Source organism: Micrococcus sp. KRD012, from assembly GCF_017168555.1.
Taxonomy (GTDB): domain Bacteria; phylum Actinomycetota; class Actinomycetes; order Actinomycetales; family Micrococcaceae; genus Micrococcus; species Micrococcus luteus.
Map to the genome: position 1 here is coordinate 57,014 of NZ_JABFBB010000024.1, position 16,365 is coordinate 73,378.

Consider the following 16,365-nt stretch of genomic DNA (forward strand, 5'->3'; position numbering starts at 1 on the left):
GTGTGGGGGCCGGGGGGTCATCGCCTCAGGATAGGCGCCGATGCGGGCCGCCCGATTCGGAGCGCACCCCACGATGCGGGATGATGGAGGGCAGACCCCACGAGCCCCTCCGGAGGAGCACCCATGTCCCAGTCCCTGACCCCCGGTCCCGACGGCGCGCGCCGCGGCCCCCGCGCCGGCCTGCGCGTGGGATCGCTCGGCTTCGTTGCGATGATCGTCATCCTGATCGTGGCGATCATCTTCGCCGCGAACCAGAACGACGTGATCGGGTGGCTCGTGGTCGCCGTCGCCGCCGGCTGGCTCGTGTTCGCGGTGGTCGTGTACCTGCAGATGCGCCGCGGCGTCCAGGCCGCGGGCCGCAAGGTGGACACCGCCATGCAGAACGCCCGCGCCGACGTCGCCGCCCTGCGCGGCCGGGACACCGACGCCGCCGCCCCCGCGGTGGCCCCGCCGGCACCGGCCGCGGACCCCCTGCGGGACACCAAGCTGGACCACTCGTTCAAGATCGCCCAGGTGCAGGTGCGCGTGGTGCGCGAGCAGCTCGCCGCAGGCGAGGGCATGGACCGCGAGATGGTGGACCGCGCCCTGGAGACCATCGACATCACGGCCTCCAACGCCCGCGACATGATCAAGGAGTCCCGGACCGGCGGCGCCGAGGGCCCGGTGAGCGGGACGGTGATCGGCTGATGACGGCGCTGCCCGAGAAGGACCCCGTCACCGGGAAGTACCCCGAGCCCGCCGAGGGCGAGCCCGTGGTGCACGCCCACGCCGGGGCGCCCAAGGCCGACGGCGCCGTGCGCGTGGCCACCGTGAACGTCAACGGCATCCGCGCCTCGCACCGCAAGGGCATGCGGGAGTGGTTCGCCGGCCGCGGCGTGGACGTGCTCACCCTCCAGGAGGTGCGCGCCCCCGCGGACGTCACGGCGCAGCTGGTCCGCGAGATCGTGGGCGAGGACTGGGACGAGGTGCACCTGGCGGACGCCGTGGCCGCCGCCAAGGGGCGGGCCGGCGTCGCGATCGCCTCGCGGTTCCCGCTCGGCGAGGTCCGCACGGGCATCGCCGACGCCGACGGGTACTTCGACGACGCCGGCCGCTGGATCGAGGCCGACCTGCGCCTGCCGGACGGCTCGCCGCTGACCGTGGTCTCCGCGTACGTGCACTCGGGCGAGGTCGACACCCCGAAGCAGGAGGACAAGTACCGGTTCCTCGACGAGATGGTCCGCCGCCTCTCCGAGCTGGCCGCGGGGGAGGGGCACGCCCTCGTCACGGGCGACCTCAACGTGGGCCACACCGAGCTGGACATCAAGAACTGGAAGGGCAACGTGAAGAAGGCCGGCTTCCTGCCCGAGGAGCGCGCCTACTTCGACCGGTTCTTCGGCGAGCTCGGCTTCACGGACGTGCACCGCGCCCTCGCCGGGCCGGTGCCGGGCCCGTACACGTGGTGGTCCATGCGCGGCAAGGCCTTCGACAACGACGCCGGGTGGCGCATCGACTACCACATGGCGACCGCGGGCCTGGCCGAGCGGGCGACGGCCGCCGTCGTGGACCGCGCCCCGAGCTGGGGCACCCGCTTCTCCGACCACGCCCCCCTCGTGGTCGACTACCAGTTCTGACCGTGCAGGAGAGACCCGAGGCTGAGATGACCATGAAGAAGAACTCCGTCCAGGACGTCCTGGCCCAGGACGCCGCCGCCACCGCCCACCTGCCCGGCGCGTCCGCCCGGCATCGCGTGCTCTCCGGCATGCAGCCATCGGCGGACTCCCTCCACCTGGGCAACTACCTCGGCGCCCTCGTGAACTGGGAGCGCACCCAGGCCGACTTCGAGGCGTTCTTCTTCATCCCCGACCTGCACGCCATCACCGTGCCGCAGGACCCGGCAGCCCTGGCGGAGCGCACGCGGGTGGCCGCCGCGCAGTTCATCGCCGGCGGCATCGACCCCGAGCGCTCCACGCTGTTCGTCCAGTCCCAGGTGCCCGAGCACGCGCAGCTGGCGTGGGTGCTGACCTGCATGACCGGCATGGGCGAGGCCATGCGCATGACCCAGTTCAAGGACAAGTCCGCCAAGCAGGGCGCGGACGCGGCCGGCGTCGGCCTGCTCGCGTACCCCATGCTCATGGCCGCGGACATCCTGCTCTACCAGCCGCATGGCGTGCCCGTGGGCGACGACCAGCGCCAGCACGTGGAGCTCACCCGCGACCTCGCCCAGCGCTTCAACCACCGCTACGGCGAGACGTTCGTGGTGCCCACCGGCTTCTACCCGGAGACCGGCGCGCGCATCTACGACCTGCAGGACCCCACGTCGAAGATGTCCAAGTCCGCGGCGTCCCCGAACGGGCTCATCAACATCCTCGAGGAGCCGAAGAAGACCGCCAAGAAGATCAAGTCCGCGGTCACCGACGACGGCACCGAGGTGCGCTTCGACCGCGAGGCCAAGCCCGGCGTCTCCAACCTGCTGACCATCCTCGCCGCGGTGTCCGGCACGCCGATCCCGCAGCTCGAGGAGGAGTTCGTCGGCAAGATGTACGGGCACCTCAAGGTCGCGGTGGCGGACGCTGTCGTCGAGCGCCTGGCCCCCGTGCGCGAGCGCGCCCTCGAGCTGCTCGCCGACCCCGCTGAGCTGGACCGCATCCTCGCCTCCGGAGCCGAGAAGGCCCGCGCCGTGGCCACGCCCGTGCTCGAGGACGTCTACGCCAAGGTCGGCTTCCTGCCGCCGCTGCGCTGAGCCGGGCCGCACCGGCCCCGCGGCCTCCCGACGATGGCCCGCGCCCCCGACCTGCGGGGGCGCGGGCCGTCGGGCTTTTCCGACTCGAGGTGGAGGCGGCGGCGCGTGCGCGGCTGTCAGGATGGAGGCACTGCCTCCGCTCCTGCCGCAGCGGGGGCGAGCCCCACCGACAGAGGAGTGCCGGAGCCATGTCCACCGCTGTCCCCATCCCCGCCGTCGCCGAGGTCCCGCCCGGCGCCGAACCCGTCCTGGAGACGGAGAACCTCGTCAAGGTCTACGGTCGCGGGGCGTCCCGCTTCGACGCGCTGAAGGGCATCACCCTGCAGATCCAGCGCGGCGAGTCCCTGGCCGTCGTCGGCAAGTCCGGCTCCGGCAAGTCCACCCTGATGCACCTGCTGGCGCTGCTGGACCAGCCCTCCGCCGGCGTCGTCGCGATGGACGGCCGTCCCGTCTCCCAGCTCAAGGCCGCGGAGATCTCCCAGCTGCGCAACGAGCGGTTCGGCTTCGTGTTCCAGCAGTTCTTCCTGAACCCGAACCAGACGGTCCTGGAGAACACCGTGCTGCCGCTGAAGATCGCCGGCGTGGGCCGGGCCCAGCGCACCCGCCGCGGCATGGCGGTGCTCGAGCGGCTCGAGCTCGCGGACAAGGCGAAGAACAAGGCCACGGACCTCTCCGGCGGCCAGAAGCAGCGCGTGTGCATCGCCCGTGCGCTCGTGAACAACCCGACGGTGCTGTTCGCGGACGAGCCCACGGGCAACCTGGACTCCGCCACCTCGGCGGCCGTGGAGGACATCCTCTTCGGCCTGCACCGCGACGAGGGCATCACCCTCGTGGTGGTCACGCACGACGACGACCTGGCCGCGAAGTGTGACCGTCGCGTCGAGCTGCAGGACGGCGTGGTCATCGCCGACGAGCGCGTCGGCACCGAGCGGGACGGAGCGCGGGCATGAAGGCCACCGACGTCGCGGGCACGGCGCTCGCCAACACGATGCGCTCCAAGCTGCGCACCTTCCTCACCGTCGTCGCGATCGTGATCGGCGCATTCACGCTGACCCTCACCACGGGGCTCGGCGCGGGCATCAACAAGTACGTGGACAACGTGGTCGAGGGCTTCGGCAAGCCCGGCGAGCTGACCGTGATGAAGCAGCAGGACATGTCCTCGGCCGGTGCGGCGAGCGGTTCGCCCCAGGAGTACACGGAGCAGGACGCCGCCGGCGGCGAGATGTTCGGCATGCCGCTGCTCACGCAGGAGGACCTCGCCGCGATCGAGGACACCGAGCACGTCACCGAGGTGAAGACCTATCGGGTGGCCGAGCCGGAGTACATCCAGGGCCCGGACGACCGCAAGTGGCAGACCGGCTTCATGGGCAGCTCCGGCGAGATCGACATGCTCACCTTCTCGGCCGGCCGTGCCCCCGAGGCCGGCGCCGCGGAGATCGTCATGCCCGAGTCGTGGGTGGAGGACCTGGGCGCCGGCGACGCCGAGGACCTGGTCGGCACGGAGCTGACCGTCGTGGCGGCGACCCCGCTGCAGGAGCACAAGTCCGTGACGGCCACCGTGGTCGGTGTGACGAAGGCGGCCGCGTCCGGTGCGGGCACCGCCCCGACGCCGTCGGAGTCGCTCGAGCAGGAGATCTACGACATCACGACGGAGGGCCTGCCGGAGTCGCAGCGGAACACCTACTTCCAGGCCACGGCGATCGTGGAGGACCCGGAGGCGAACGAGGACGCCGTGAAGCAGGCGCTGGCCGACCAGGGCCTGCTGGCGCAGACCCTCGAGGAGCAGCTCGGCGTGATCCGCGGCATCATCGACGCCGTCACGTGGGTGCTCACCGGCTTCGCGCTCATCGCGCTGCTCGCCGCCAGCTTCGGCATCATCAACACCCTGCTCATGGCGGTGCAGGAGCGCACCCGGGAGATCGGCCTCATGAAGGCCCTCGGCATGACCGGCGGGAAGATCTTCGGCCTGTTCACCATGGAGGCCGTCGTGATCGGCCTGCTCGGCTCGCTGATCGGCATCGGCCTGGGCGTCGCCGTCGGACTCATCGCGAACCAGGTGCTGACCACCGGCCCCCTCAGCGGCGTCACCGGCCTGGTCCTGTTCGCGGTCAACCCCCTCGCCCTGCTGCTGATCCTGCTGCTGATCGTGGCCATCGCGTTCATCGCCGGCACCTTGCCCGCCCTGCGTGCGGCCCGGAAGGATCCCATCGAGGCACTGCGACACGAGTGATCCTGCCGCCGCGCCCGTCATCACCATCACCGTCACCCACGACACCGAGGAGCTCACCATGACCACCGATCGACCGAACCCGGACCCGAACCCGGAGCAGCCCGCCGCGGGCGGCCCCGGCCCGTACCCGGGCCAGAACCCCGCATACGGCCAGCCCGCCGCGGGCTCCCGCTACGGCACGCAGCCCTACGCGGCCCCGGGCTACGGCGCCCAGCCGGGCAGCCCGTACGGCGTCGTCCCGGAGCCGGCCGCGTTCCCCGCCCTCCTGACGCTGACGCTCACGTCGCTCGCGCTGTACGTGCTGTCCGCCCTGCCGGGCCTGTTCGGCGGCGGGGAGAGCATCGAGAGCATGCGGGACTCCCTGCGCCAGAGCGGCCTCACCCCCGAGCAGGTGGAGGAGATCGCGCCCGTCGTGGGCGCCTCCGTGACGGTGGGAACGATCATCGTCCTGCTCATCGGTGTGGCCCTGTACGCCCTGGTGTACTTCAACCTCCGCGGGGCCAAGAACTGGGCCCGCATCCTCGGCATCGTCGTGGCGATCCTGGGCACCCTCAGTGCCGTCGGCGGCATCTTCTCCTTCGTGACCTTCCCCGGCATCGGCGGCGTCCTGGCCTCCGTGCTGAGCCTGGCGCTGGTGATCGTGAACATCCTGTGGCTGGTCAAGGCCTTCAACCCGCAGGTCGCGGCCTACACCCGTCAGGGCCGCCGCGCCTGATCCCGACGCCGTTCGCCGGCGGCGAGTCCGGGGTCGCCAGCCCTCGCCCCGGCGTCGGCCAGCGGAGACCATGACGACATGGCCTCCGATCATCGACCCCCGCATCCGTCCCCCCACCCCGACGACCTGGACGGCGGCGGGCGGCCCGTGGTGGGCCCGGATGAGGCGCGGCGGCGCATCGCCGGGCACTCCGGCCCGGACGCCCGCCCGCTGATCCGCCCCGATGCCCGCACCCCCGGCGTGTTCCGGGCGCTGCTCGGACTGACGGTGGCGTCCGCGGTCCTCTACGCCGCGTCGATCCTGCGCAACCTCCTCCCGGGCGCGGCCCAGGACATCGCGGACTCGCTGCCCGAGGGCAGCGCGCAGTCGCCCGCGATGACCGCCGAGGCGATCGAGGGCGCCCTCACCGGCAGCGTCTGGTTCGCGACCCTGCTGGGTCTGTCGGTCTACGCGATCGTCCTCGTCGGCCTGACCCGGCACAGCAACACGGCGCGCATCATGGGTGCCCTGTTCGCCTCGATCGCCATCTTCGTGACGCTGCTGGGGGCCATCCGCCTGTTCGTCTTCCCCGCCGGGGACGTGGTGCTGCCCCTGGTCCTGGGCGGGCTGTTCGCGCTCGTGAACGCGGCCTGGCTCGTGTGCGCCTTCAACCCGGGCCTCGCAACGACCTTCCTGCGCCGCCGGGCATGATGGGGGCATGCACCCCCTCGACGACGATCCCCACGAGACCACGGAGCGCGACCCCGGTCCCGATCGCGCGGCCCTGCGTCCCCTGCGCCTGTTCCAGACCGTCACGGCGGTCACGGGGGCACTGAGCGCGGCCGGCGTGGGGGGCGTGCTCGCGCTGCAGGCGACGCCCGGCTACGCCCGCGCCGTGCTGGAGGCGCGCTCCTGGGGCGCGAGCGAGGTCACCGACGCCGACGTCGCCGCGTTCCTCACCCCGGCGGGGGCGGGGCCGGTGGCCGCCGCGGCGGTGGTCGTCCTGACCCTGGTGCTCCTGGCCGGCATCACCCGCCGGATCCGGGCCGTGCGCCCCGTGGGGAGCGTGCTCGTGGTGCTGGGGATGCTCACGGCGGCCTTCTGGATGGTCGACGGCGGGCGGATGGTGCAGGCCGGGGGAGGGGGTCCGGTCGTGCTGGGCGCCGTCGTCGGGATGCTCGTGTCCAGCGCGGTGTGGCTGCGTGTGGCACACCGGCGGGAGACGCGCGACGCCTTCGACGTCTGAGCTCGCCCCGCCTCCGACTCCGCCTCCGGTCCCGCCCGTCCCCACGCCGAGGCCCGCAGACACGCCGCTACGCCGGTCCGGTGACGGCGCGTCTGCGGGCCTCGGCGGGAGGGGCACCACGCACGACGACGGCGGCCCGCCTCCTCGAGGTGAGGAGACGGGCCGCCGTCGTGGTGCGGGGGATCAGAACTGGCGGGCCAGGATGGCCTGCTTCACCTCGGAGATCGCCTTGGTCACCTGGATGCCGCGGGGGCACGCGTCGGTGCAGTTGAAGGTCGTGCGGCAGCGCCACACGCCCTCCTTGTCGTTCAGGATCTCCAGGCGCATGTCGCCGGCCTCGTCACGCGAGTCGAAGATGAACCGGTGCGCGTTGACGATGGCGGCCGGGCCGAAGTACTGGCCATCCGTCCAGAACACCGGGCAGGACGAGGTGCACGCGGCGCACAGGATGCACTTCGTGGTGTCGTCGTAGATCGCCCGGTCGGCCTGGGACTGGTAGCGCTCCTTGGTGGGCGCGTGGCCCTCGGCGACCAGGAACGGCATGATCTCGCGGTAGGACTGGAAGAACGGGTCCATGTCCACGATCAGGTCCTTCTCCACCGGCAGGCCCTTGATGGGCTCCACCAGGATGGGCTTGGACAGGTCGAGGTCCTTCAGGAGCGTCTTGCAGGCCAGGCGGTTGCGGCCGTTGATGCGCATGGCGTCGGAGCCGCACACGCCGTGGGCGCAGGAGCGGCGGAACGACAGGGTGCCGTCGTGGTCCCACTTGACCTTGTGCAGGGCGTCCAGCACGCGGTCGGTGCCGTACATGGTCAGGCGCCACTCGTCCCAGTAGGACTCCTCGGAGGACTCCGGGAGGTAGCGGCGGACCTTGAGCACGATGTCGAAGCTCTCGACCTCGCCTGCGCCGCCACCGGCGGACTGGGTCTGCGCCTGGGCCACGGGGGCCTCGGTCTCGGTTGCTGAGTGGCTCATCAGTACTTACGCTCCATCGGCTGGTAACGGGTCACGACGACGGGCTTGGTCTCGAAGCGGATGCCCTTGACGCCCTCCATCTCCGCGGTCTCGTCACGGTAGATCATGGTGTGCGCCATGAAGTTCTCGTCGTCGCGATCGGGGTAGTCCTCGCGGTAGTGGCCGCCGCGGGACTCCTTGCGGCCCAGGGCCGCGAGGGTCATCGCCTCGGCGATGTCCAGGAGGTAGCCCAGCTCCATGCCCTCGAGCAGGTCGAGGTTGAAGCGGTGACCCTTGTCCTGGACGGACACGTTCTCGTAGCGGCCGCGCAGCTCCTCGATCTTGGCCAGTGCGCGGCGGATCGAGTCCTCGTCGCGGAAGACCTGCATGTCCGCGTCCATGGACTCCTGGAGCTCGGCGCGGATGTCCGCGACGCGCTCGGACCCGGTGGCGGAGCGCAGGTTCTCGATGTGCTCCACGGTCGGCAGCTCGCCGCCCTCGGGCAGCTCCACCCAGTCCGCCTGCGCGGCGTACTCGGCGGCGTAGATGCCGGCGCGGCGGCCGAACACGTTGATGTCCAGCAGCGAGTTGGTGCCCAGGCGGTTGGACCCGTGCACGGACACGCAGGCCACCTCGCCGGCGGCGTACAGGCCCGGCACGACGGTGTCGTTGTCCTGGAGGACCTCGGCCTTGATGTTCGTGGGGATGCCGCCCATGAAGTAGTGGCAGGTGGGGAACACCGGCACCGGCTCCGTGTAGGGCTCGACACCCAGGTAGGTGCGGGCGAACTCGGTGATGTCCGGGAGCTTCTCGTCGATGTGCGAGGGCTCCAGGTGCGTCAGGTCGAGCAGCACGTAGTCCTTGTTGGGGCCGGCGCCGCGGCCCTGACGGACCTCCTCGGCCATGGACCGGGCCACGATGTCGCGCGGGGCGAGGTCCTTGATGGTGGGGGCGTAGCGCTCCATGAAGCGCTCGCCGTCCGCGTTGCGGAGGATGCCGCCCTCGCCGCGCGCGGCCTCGGAGAGCAGGATGCCCAGGCCGGCCAGGCCGGTCGGGTGGAACTGCACGAACTCCATGTCCTCCAGCGGCAGGCCCGCGCGGTAGGCGATGGCCATGCCGTCGCCGGTGAGCGTGTGGGCGTTCGAGGTGGTCTTGTACACCTTGCCGGCGCCGCCGGTGGCGAAGATGACCGACTTGGCCTGGAAGACGTGGATCTCGCCGGTGGCCAGCTCGTAGGAGACGACGCCGGCGGTGCGCTTCTGCTTGTAGGCGGTGCCGTCCTCGCGCACGGCGTCCTCCTCCACCAGCAGCAGGTCGAGCACGTAGAACTCGTTGAAGAACTCCACGTTGTGCTTGACGCAGTTCTGGTACAGCGTCTGGAGGATCATGTGGCCGGTGCGGTCCGCGGCGTAGCAGGCGCGGCGCACGGGCGCCTTGCCGTGGTCACGGGTGTGGCCGCCGAAGCGGCGCTGGTCGATCTTGCCCTCGGGGGTGCGGTTGAAGGGCAGGCCCATCTTCTCGAGGTCCAGCACCGCGTCGATGGCCTCCTTGGCCATGACCTCCGCGGCGTCCTGGTCCACCAGGTAGTCGCCGCCCTTGACGGTGTCGAACGTGTGCCACTCCCAGTTGTCCTCCTCGACGTTGGCGAGGGCCGCGCACATGCCGCCCTGGGCCGCGCCGGTGTGGGAACGCGTGGGGTAGATCTTGGTGAGGACGGCGGTGTGCGCGCGCTGACCGGCCTCGATGGCCGCGCGCATGCCCGCGCCGCCGGCGCCGACGATCACCACGTCGTACTTGTGCACCTGCATTCAGGTCTCTCTTTCTGGGTGTCTGTGACGCGGCGGCCGCTCGGGCCGGCCGCACCGCAGGGTGAACGTTTCCGGGGTCAGCCGCAGAAGGCCGGGGAGCCCTCGAGCAGGGCGCCGGAGGCGTCCACCATGCAGGGATCGAAGGTGAAGATCACCAGGGTGCCGAGGCTGATGATCACGGCCGTGGCGATGTACAGGATCATCGTCAGCCAGAAGCGGGCGCTGCCGCGGCGGGTGTAGTCGTTGATGATCGTGCGCACGCCGTTGGCGCCGTGCAGCATGGCCAGCCACAGGAGGGCCAGGTCCCAGAACTGCCACAGCGGGTGCGCCCACTTGCCGGCCACGAAGCCGAAGTCGACGGCGTGGATGCCGTCGCCCACCAGCAGGTTGGTGGTCAGGTGCACGGCGATCAGCACGACGAGGAAGACACCCGAGATGCGCATGAACAGCCAGGCGAGCATCTCGAAGTTGCCGCGGCCGCCGCCGTCGCGCGTGTACTTGGGGTCCAGACGGCGGCTGCGGGGCGCCGCGATGGTGGTCTCAGCGGTGGTGCTCATGGCTCAGTGACCTCCGAGTGCGAGGCTGAAGTGACGGATGGCGAAGCCCAGGGTCAGGACGACCCACAGCCCCAGCACGATCCACAGCAGGGTCTTGTGGTGCTGGGTGCCGCCCTTCCAGAAGTCGACCAGGATGATGCGCAGGCCGTTCAGGGCGTGGAAGATGATCGCCGCGACGAGGCCGGCCTCGCCGAGCGCGAAGTACCACGTCTTGTACGAGCCGATCACGGCGTTGTAGGCCTCGGGGGAGACCCGGACCAGGGCCGTGTCCAGCACGTGGACGAGCAGGTAGAAGAAGATGACGACGCCGGTGACGCGGTGGCCCACCCAGGACCACATGCCGCCGTGGCCCCGGTACAGGGTTCCGCGGCCGTTCTTGGCCGGGGCCTGCGCAGTGGCGCTAGACACGGTTGATACCTCCAGGGGGAATGCACGATCCCGGTCCTCCGCCGTGGGACGACGACGGGCAGGGGCGTGTGCGAGTGGATTCCTCCGCCTAGGGTAGACCCTTCCCGCGCCTCCGTGCCCGATCGGGGACCCGGGCGACCACTGTGACGCGTGCGGCGCCCCGCCGCCGTCCTGTTCGGTCTGGGCTGTGCCCCGCCTGGGACGCGTCGAGTGGTCCCCCGTCCGGACGGTTCCGTAGTCTGGGCCGGTGAGCACCGATCCGAACCTGACCGATGCCCCGCGCGAGGCCGCGCCGGGCACGGCCCTGTCCCGCTTCCACGCCGTGATCCCCGCCGGGGGCGTGGGCACCCGCCTGTGGCCCCTCTCGCGGGCCGCCGCGCCGAAGTTCCTCCACGACCTCACCGGCTCGGGCCAGACCCTGATCCGTGCCACGTGGGACCGTCTGGCGCCCCTGGCCGCGGGCATGCTCGTGGTGACCGGGGAGGCCCACCGGGAGGCGGTGTGCATGCAGCTGCCGGATCTGGCGGAGACGGATCTGGTGCTCGAGCCCTCGCCCAAGGACTCCGCGGCCGCCATCGGCCTGGCCGCGGCGATCCTCTCCCTGCGTGACCCGGACACGATCATGGGCTCGTTCGCGGCGGATCAGGTGATCTCCCCGGTGGAGGTCTTCCAGGACGCGGTGCGGCAGGCCGTCGAGACGGCGGCCACCGGCCGGATCGTGACCATCGGCATCGAGCCCACGCACGCGGCCACGGGCTTCGGCTACATCCGCCGGGGCCGCCGCCTCCGCGTGGCCGGCGCTCCGGACGCGCATGACGTCGCCGCGTTCGTGGAGAAGCCGGACCTGAAGGTCGCCCAGCAGTACGTGAAGTCCGGCCGCTACCTCTGGAACGCGGGCATGTTCGTGGCGCCCGTGGGCCTCATGCTGGCCCACCTCGAGGAGAACGAGCCCGCGCTGCACGCCGGCCTGATGGAGATCGCCCGCGCGTGGGAGACGCCGGAGCGGGACGAGGTCATGGCCCGGGTGTGGCCCGAGCTGACGAAGACCGCCATCGACTACGCCGTGGCCGAGCCCGCCGCCGCCGTCGGCGACGTGGCCGTGATCCCCGGCTCCTTCACGTGGGACGACGTGGGGGACTTCGCGGCGATCGCCCGCCTGAACCCGGTCAAGGACGCCTCCGGCATCACGGTGATCGGGGACACCCCGCGCGTGTACTCGGACGACGCGTCCGGCGTCGTGGTGACGGACACGAAGCGCGTCATCGCCTTGATCGGCATCGAGGACGTCGTCGTGGTGGACACCGAGGACGCGCTGCTGGTCACCACCACGGAGCACGCCCAGGAGGTCAAGAAGGCCGTCGAGGCGCTCAAGGCCGAGGGCGTGGACGAGGTCCTCTGACCGCGTCCCCGGCAGGGTCCGGCCCCCACCGACCGGCACCCCCGGAGTAGGGTGCTGGGCCATGACCACCTCCGACTCCGTGCTGACCGGGCCCCGTCCGACGTCCGTCCCCTCGGTGGGCCCCGTGGTGGCCGAGCTCGAGGACGAGATCGTGTCCTTCCGCCGGGACCTGCACCGGCATCCCGAGCTCTCCTATGAGGAGTACCGCACCACCGACCGCATCGTGGAGCTGCTCTCCGGCTACGGGCTCTCGCCCGTGCGGATGGAGTCCACGGGCGCCTACGTGGACGTCGGGGAGGGGCCGGTGGTGCTGGCCCTGCGCGCGGACATCGACGCGCTGCCGGTCGAGGAGGAGACCGGCCTGCCCTACGTGTCCGTCAATGACGGCGTCGCGCACGCGTGCGGCCACGACATGCACACCGCCGTCATGGCGGGTGTGGCCGTCGCCCTCGGCCGCATCCTCCGCGGGGCCACCGCCGACCCCGACCTGCGCGCGGTCGGCGAGCGGGTCCACGGCACGGTCCGCGTCATCTTCCAGCCCGCGGAGGAGCGGCTGCCCGGCGGCTCCCTGGCCGTGCTGCGGCAGGGGATCCTCGACGACGTGCCCCGCATCCTGGCGGCGCACTGCGACCCCCAGGTCGACGTCGGCTCGATCGGCACCCGCATCGGCGCCATCACCTCGGCGGCGGACACGATCCGGATCACCCTCACCGGACGCGGGGGGCACACCTCGCGGCCCCACCTCACCGAGGACATGGTCTTCGCCCTGTCCCAGATCGCCGTGAACGTGCCCGCCGTGCTCTCCCGGCGGATCGACGTGCGCTCGGCCGTCTCGGTGGTGTGGGGGCAGATCGCCGCCGGCAGCGCGCCCAACGCGATCGACAACACCGGCTACCTGGCCGGGACCATGCGCTGCCTCGACGCGGACGTGTGGGAGGAGGCCGGCGCGCTGCTCGACGAGGTGGTCCGACAGGTGGCCGCGCCGTACGGCGTGCACGTGCAGCTCGAGCACGTGCGCGGCGTCCCGCCGGTGCACAACACCGAGGGCGAGACGGCGCTGATCGAGACCGCGGCGCGGCGGGAGCTCGGCTCGCGGGCGATCGTCCTGACCCCGCAGTCGATGGGCGGCGAGGACTTCGCCTGGATGACCCAGAAGGTGCCCGGCTCCATGCTGCGCCTCGGCACCCGGTCCCCGGGTGGCCCCATCTACGATCTGCACCGCGGGGACTACGCGCCGGACGAGCGGGCCATCGGCGTGGGCATGCGGGTCTTCACCGCCGCCGCGCTGCAGGTGCTCACGGGCGAGGACCACCACTGACCCCACCGCCCGCCCCCGCCGGAGGGGACGGGCCCACCGTTCGGTAGACTCGCGCTCATCCGGACGGGGCCACCCGCACGGGCCCCGTCTTTCCGCGGCCACCGGCCGCGGGCCTCGCACCGTGCCTTCCGAAATGAGGACCCCATGGGCATCGCCACCCCGTCGGCCGCGCGCCGCCGTCGTCTCCTGCTCCCCGCCGCCGCGCTCGGCGTCTCCGGTCTGCTGCTGACCGCGTGCGGCGCCCCGCCGGAGCAGTCCGAGGCCTCGGGCTCCGGCGCCGCCGAGAGCGAGGCCATCGCCACCGTGGACGGCGTCGGCTCGGACAACAAGGACTACAAGGCCTGCATCGTCTCGGACGAGGGCGGCTTCGACGACCGCTCCTTCAACCAGTCCTCCTACGAGGGCCTCAAGGCTGCCGAGAAGGCCTACGGCATCACCACCAGCGAGGCCGAGTCGAACGAGCCCAGCGAGTTCACCCCGAACGTGACCGCCATGGTCAACGCCGACTGCGACGCCGTCATCGGCGTGGGCTTCCTCCTCGGCGACGCCATGAAGCCGATCGCCGCGCAGCACTCGGACACCCACTTCTTCGGCGTGGACGTCACCGCGGAGGGCTTCTCCGACAACTTCCAGAAGCTCACCTACGACACGGCGCAGGCGGCGTTCCTGGCCGGGTACCTGGCGGCGGGCACCACCGAGACCGGCACCGTGGCCACCTACGGCGGCATGGAGATCCCCACCGTCACCATCTTCATGGACGGCTTCGCCCGCGGCGTGGAGCACTACAACGAGGTCAAGGACAAGGACGTCAAGGTCCTGGGCTGGGACAAGGACGCGAAGACCGGCTCCTTCACGGGCGACTTCAAGAACGTGGCCAACGGCAAGACGAACACCGCCAACTTCATCAACGAGGGCGCCGACATCGTGATGCCGGTGGCGGGCCCCGTGGGCCTGGGCACCCTGGACGCCGTCCGTGAGGCGAACCAGGGCGGCAAGGACGTCAAGGTCATCTGGCCGGACTCGGACGGCTACGAGTCCACCAAGGACGGCAACCTGATCCTCACCTCGGTGAAGAAGAACATGGGCCAGTCCGTCTCCGACGTGATCGCCGCGGACCTGAAGGACGAGTTCTCGGCCGAGTCCTACGTGGGCACGCTGGAGAACAAGGGCGTCGAGCTGGCCCCGTTCCACGACTTCGAGGACACGGTGCCGCAGGAGCTCAAGGACGAGCTCAAGGATCTCGAGGCCAAGATCGTCTCGGGCGAGCTGAAGGTCGGCTCGGAGTACTCCCCGGAGGCCTGACCCGCCTCGCCACCGCCGCAGGGCCGGCCCGGACCCCTCCGGACCGGCCCCGCGGCGCGCGGGCGCCCGGCCCGCCCCCGCCGCCGAGCGCGGCACCACGAGCATCGACCAGACGGAAGGCCCTCGATGAGGCTCGAACTGCGCGGGATCACCAAGCGCTTCGGCTCGTTCGCCGCGAACGAGGACGTGAACCTGACCGTGGAGTCGAGGCGGGTGCACACCCTCCTCGGTGAGAACGGCGCCGGCAAGTCCACCCTGATGAACGTCCTCTTCGGACTCTACGAGCCCACCGAGGGGGAGATCCTGCTCGACGGCGAGCCCGTCCGGTTCTCCGGTCCCGGTGAGGCCATGCGCGCGGGCATCGGCATGGTGCACCAGCACTTCATGCTCGTGCCCGTCTTCACGGTGGCCGAGAACGTGGCCCTCGGCGACGAGCACACCCGCGCCCTGGGCGTGCTCGACCTCGAGGCCACCCGCCGGCGGATCCGGGAGATCTCCGCCCAGTACGGCTTCGACGTGGACCCGGACGCCGTCGTCGAGGACCTGCCCGTGGGCGTGCAGCAGCGCGTCGAGATCATCAAGGCCCTCGTCCGCGACGCGCGCATCCTCATCCTGGACGAGCCGACCGCCGTGCTCACCCCCCAGGAGACCGACGAGCTGCTCGGCATCATCCGGCAGCTGCGGGCGGACGGCACGGCGATCGTGTTCATCTCCCACAAGCTGCGCGAGGTCAAGGCCGTCTCGGACGACATCACCGTGCTGCGCCGCGGCCGCGTGGTCGGCACGGCGGAGCCCTCCGCCGAGGCCGCCGAGCTGGCCGCCCTCATGGTGGGCCGGAACGTCGTCCTCGAGCGGCGCAAGACGGCCCCGACCCTGGGGGAGGAGACGTTCCGCGTCGAGGACCTCTCCGTCGTCTCGCCCACGGGCCAGGTGCTGCTGGACGCCGTGTCCTTCGCCGTCCGCCAGGGCGAGGTCCTCGCCGTGGCCGGTGTGCAGGGCAACGGGCAGACGGAGCTGACCGAGGCGATCATGGGCCTGGTCAAGGCCACCGGCTCCGTCACCCTGGACGGCCGGGAGCTGATCGGCCGGTCCACCCGCCAGATCATCCGCGCCGGCGTCGGCTTCGTGCCCGAGGACCGCTCCACGGACGGGCTCGTCGGCCCGTTCTCCGTGGCGGAGAACATGGTGCTCAACCGGTACGACGTCGCCCCGGCCGGCAACGCCGTGCAGATGCGCCCCGCCGCGGTACGGGCGCTCGCCGAGCGCCGCGTGGCCGAGTTCGACGTCCGCACCCAGGGCGTGGACCTGCCGGTCTCCTCCCTCTCGGGAGGCAACCAGCAGAAGGTCGTCATGGCCCGCGAACTCGTGGACGGGCTGCGCCTGTTCATCGCCTCGCAGCCCACGCGCGGCGTGGACGTCGGCTCGATCGAGTTCCTGCACGACCGGATCATCGCCGAGCGCGACGCCGGCACCCCCGTGCTGATCGTCTCCACCGAGCTGGACGAGGTCCTCGAGCTGGCGGACCGGATCGCCGTGATGTACCACGGGCGGATCGTCGGCATCGTGCCGGGGGACACCTCGCGCGAGACGCTCGGCCTCATGATGGCCGGCCAGACCCCCGACGACGCGGCCCTCGCTTCCGGCGCAGACGTCGCCGCGGGCACGCCCGGCACCGCCGGTGAGGCGCCCGCCGCCCACCCCACCACGGAAGGAGAGCGCCCGTGAGC

The 16,365-nt window shown here is 71.5% G+C and carries 16 protein-coding genes; 12 read left to right on the forward strand and 4 right to left on the reverse strand.

What is annotated here, in order from left to right; translation table 11 throughout:
* Positions 1-123: 123 nt before the first annotated feature.
* The 8 genes from J1M37_RS10185 (at position 124) to J1M37_RS10220 (ending at position 6,892) form a co-directional block, all read left to right on the forward strand.
* A complete protein-coding gene (locus J1M37_RS10185; protein ID WP_020624732.1) occupies positions 124-687 on the forward strand; it encodes a hypothetical protein in 564 nt (187 codons plus the stop codon).
* On the forward strand, positions 687-1,613 hold the full coding sequence (locus J1M37_RS10190) for an exodeoxyribonuclease III (RefSeq protein WP_020624731.1): 927 nt from the start codon (positions 687-689) through the stop codon (positions 1,611-1,613). Before J1M37_RS10185 ends, J1M37_RS10190 begins: the two co-directional genes overlap by 1 nt.
* A 26-nt stretch (positions 1,614-1,639) precedes the next feature.
* On the forward strand, positions 1,640-2,722 hold the full coding sequence (gene trpS, locus J1M37_RS10195) for a tryptophan--tRNA ligase (protein WP_049145560.1): 1,083 nt from the start codon (positions 1,640-1,642) through the stop codon (positions 2,720-2,722).
* A 188-nt stretch (positions 2,723-2,910) separates the two neighbouring features.
* On the forward strand, positions 2,911-3,672 hold the full coding sequence (locus J1M37_RS10200) for an ABC transporter ATP-binding protein (protein WP_049145557.1): 762 nt from the start codon (positions 2,911-2,913) through the stop codon (positions 3,670-3,672).
* A complete protein-coding gene (locus J1M37_RS10205) occupies positions 3,669-4,952 on the forward strand; it encodes an ABC transporter permease (RefSeq protein ID WP_044659648.1) in 1,284 nt (427 codons plus the stop codon). The genes J1M37_RS10200 and J1M37_RS10205 overlap by 4 nt, the downstream gene beginning before the upstream one ends.
* 58 nt (positions 4,953-5,010) lie before the next feature.
* Entirely contained in the window at positions 5,011-5,667 is a 657-nt protein-coding gene (locus J1M37_RS10210) for a hypothetical protein (protein WP_080981684.1), read from the forward strand.
* A 78-nt stretch (positions 5,668-5,745) separates the two neighbouring features.
* The gene (locus tag J1M37_RS10215) at positions 5,746-6,357 is read left to right on the forward strand and encodes a hypothetical protein (protein WP_206452569.1); all 612 of its coding nucleotides are present in this window, start codon (positions 5,746-5,748) and stop codon (positions 6,355-6,357) included.
* Positions 6,358-6,364: 7 nt separating this feature from the next.
* Positions 6,365-6,892: a hypothetical protein gene (locus J1M37_RS10220; RefSeq protein ID WP_145950443.1), complete on the forward strand. Its 528-nt coding sequence runs from the start codon at positions 6,365-6,367 to the stop codon at positions 6,890-6,892.
* 183 nt (positions 6,893-7,075) lie between these two features.
* Here the strand turns inward: J1M37_RS10220 and J1M37_RS10225 are convergent, their stop codons facing one another.
* The 4 genes from J1M37_RS10225 to sdhC all read right to left on the reverse strand — a co-directional run bounded on the left by J1M37_RS10225 (position 7,076) and on the right by sdhC (position 10,619).
* Entirely contained in the window at positions 7,076-7,867 is a 792-nt protein-coding gene (locus J1M37_RS10225) for a succinate dehydrogenase iron-sulfur subunit (protein ID WP_002856582.1), read from the reverse strand.
* Positions 7,867-9,654: a succinate dehydrogenase flavoprotein subunit gene (gene sdhA, locus J1M37_RS10230; RefSeq protein WP_069941877.1), complete on the reverse strand. Its 1,788-nt coding sequence runs from the start codon at positions 9,652-9,654 to the stop codon at positions 7,867-7,869. The genes J1M37_RS10225 and sdhA overlap by 1 nt, the downstream gene beginning before the upstream one ends.
* Before the next feature lie 77 nt (positions 9,655-9,731).
* A complete protein-coding gene (locus J1M37_RS10235) occupies positions 9,732-10,211 on the reverse strand; it encodes a succinate dehydrogenase hydrophobic membrane anchor subunit (RefSeq protein ID WP_206452570.1) in 480 nt (159 codons plus the stop codon).
* A gap of 3 nt (positions 10,212-10,214) precedes the next feature.
* Positions 10,215-10,619 (reverse strand): succinate dehydrogenase, cytochrome b556 subunit, encoded by a 405-nt coding sequence (sdhC, locus tag J1M37_RS10240; RefSeq protein WP_078025777.1) that lies wholly within the window; start codon positions 10,617-10,619, stop codon positions 10,215-10,217.
* Between the two features lie 247 nt (positions 10,620-10,866).
* Here sdhC and J1M37_RS10245 point away from each other — a divergent pair, with 247 nt between their 5' ends.
* The 4 genes from J1M37_RS10245 to J1M37_RS10260 all read left to right on the forward strand — a co-directional run bounded on the left by J1M37_RS10245 (position 10,867) and on the right by J1M37_RS10260 (position 16,363).
* The gene (locus J1M37_RS10245; protein ID WP_060775495.1) at positions 10,867-12,018 is read left to right on the forward strand and encodes a mannose-1-phosphate guanylyltransferase; all 1,152 of its coding nucleotides are present in this window, start codon (positions 10,867-10,869) and stop codon (positions 12,016-12,018) included.
* 61 nt (positions 12,019-12,079) lie between these two features.
* On the forward strand, positions 12,080-13,336 hold the full coding sequence (locus J1M37_RS10250; RefSeq protein WP_036314553.1) for an amidohydrolase: 1,257 nt from the start codon (positions 12,080-12,082) through the stop codon (positions 13,334-13,336).
* A 144-nt stretch (positions 13,337-13,480) separates the two neighbouring features.
* Entirely contained in the window at positions 13,481-14,638 is a 1,158-nt protein-coding gene (locus J1M37_RS10255; RefSeq protein ID WP_192592967.1) for a BMP family lipoprotein, read from the forward strand.
* A 126-nt stretch (positions 14,639-14,764) separates the two neighbouring features.
* Entirely contained in the window at positions 14,765-16,363 is a 1,599-nt protein-coding gene (locus J1M37_RS10260) for an ABC transporter ATP-binding protein (RefSeq protein WP_206452571.1), read from the forward strand.
* Positions 16,364-16,365 lie beyond the last annotated feature (2 nt).

What these genes read in the sequence shown, in the direction of transcription:
- J1M37_RS10250 (WP_036314553.1), top strand. Translation starts at nt 12,080, where the DNA reads ATGACCACCTCCGACTCCGTGCTGACCGGGCCCCGTCCGACGTCCGTC.
- trpS (WP_049145560.1), top strand. Translation starts at nt 1,640, where the DNA reads ATGACCATGAAGAAGAACTCCGTCCAGGACGTCCTGGCCCAGGACGCC.
- J1M37_RS10200 (WP_049145557.1), top strand. Translation starts at nt 2,911, where the DNA reads ATGTCCACCGCTGTCCCCATCCCCGCCGTCGCCGAGGTCCCGCCCGGC.
- J1M37_RS10255 (WP_192592967.1), top strand. Translation starts at nt 13,481, where the DNA reads ATGGGCATCGCCACCCCGTCGGCCGCGCGCCGCCGTCGTCTCCTGCTC.
- J1M37_RS10220 (WP_145950443.1), top strand. Translation starts at nt 6,365, where the DNA reads ATGCACCCCCTCGACGACGATCCCCACGAGACCACGGAGCGCGACCCC.
- J1M37_RS10225 (WP_002856582.1), bottom strand. Translation starts at nt 7,867, where the DNA reads ATGAGCCACTCAGCAACCGAGACCGAGGCCCCCGTGGCCCAGGCGCAG.
- J1M37_RS10185 (WP_020624732.1), top strand. Translation starts at nt 124, where the DNA reads ATGTCCCAGTCCCTGACCCCCGGTCCCGACGGCGCGCGCCGCGGCCCC.
- J1M37_RS10190 (WP_020624731.1), top strand. Translation starts at nt 687, where the DNA reads ATGACGGCGCTGCCCGAGAAGGACCCCGTCACCGGGAAGTACCCCGAG.
- J1M37_RS10205 (WP_044659648.1), top strand. Translation starts at nt 3,669, where the DNA reads ATGAAGGCCACCGACGTCGCGGGCACGGCGCTCGCCAACACGATGCGC.
- sdhA (WP_069941877.1), bottom strand. Translation starts at nt 9,654, where the DNA reads ATGCAGGTGCACAAGTACGACGTGGTGATCGTCGGCGCCGGCGGCGCG.
- J1M37_RS10260 (WP_206452571.1), top strand. Translation starts at nt 14,765, where the DNA reads ATGAGGCTCGAACTGCGCGGGATCACCAAGCGCTTCGGCTCGTTCGCC.
- J1M37_RS10210 (WP_080981684.1), top strand. Translation starts at nt 5,011, where the DNA reads ATGACCACCGATCGACCGAACCCGGACCCGAACCCGGAGCAGCCCGCC.
- J1M37_RS10235 (WP_206452570.1), bottom strand. Translation starts at nt 10,211, where the DNA reads ATGAGCACCACCGCTGAGACCACCATCGCGGCGCCCCGCAGCCGCCGT.
- J1M37_RS10215 (WP_206452569.1), top strand. Translation starts at nt 5,746, where the DNA reads ATGGCCTCCGATCATCGACCCCCGCATCCGTCCCCCCACCCCGACGAC.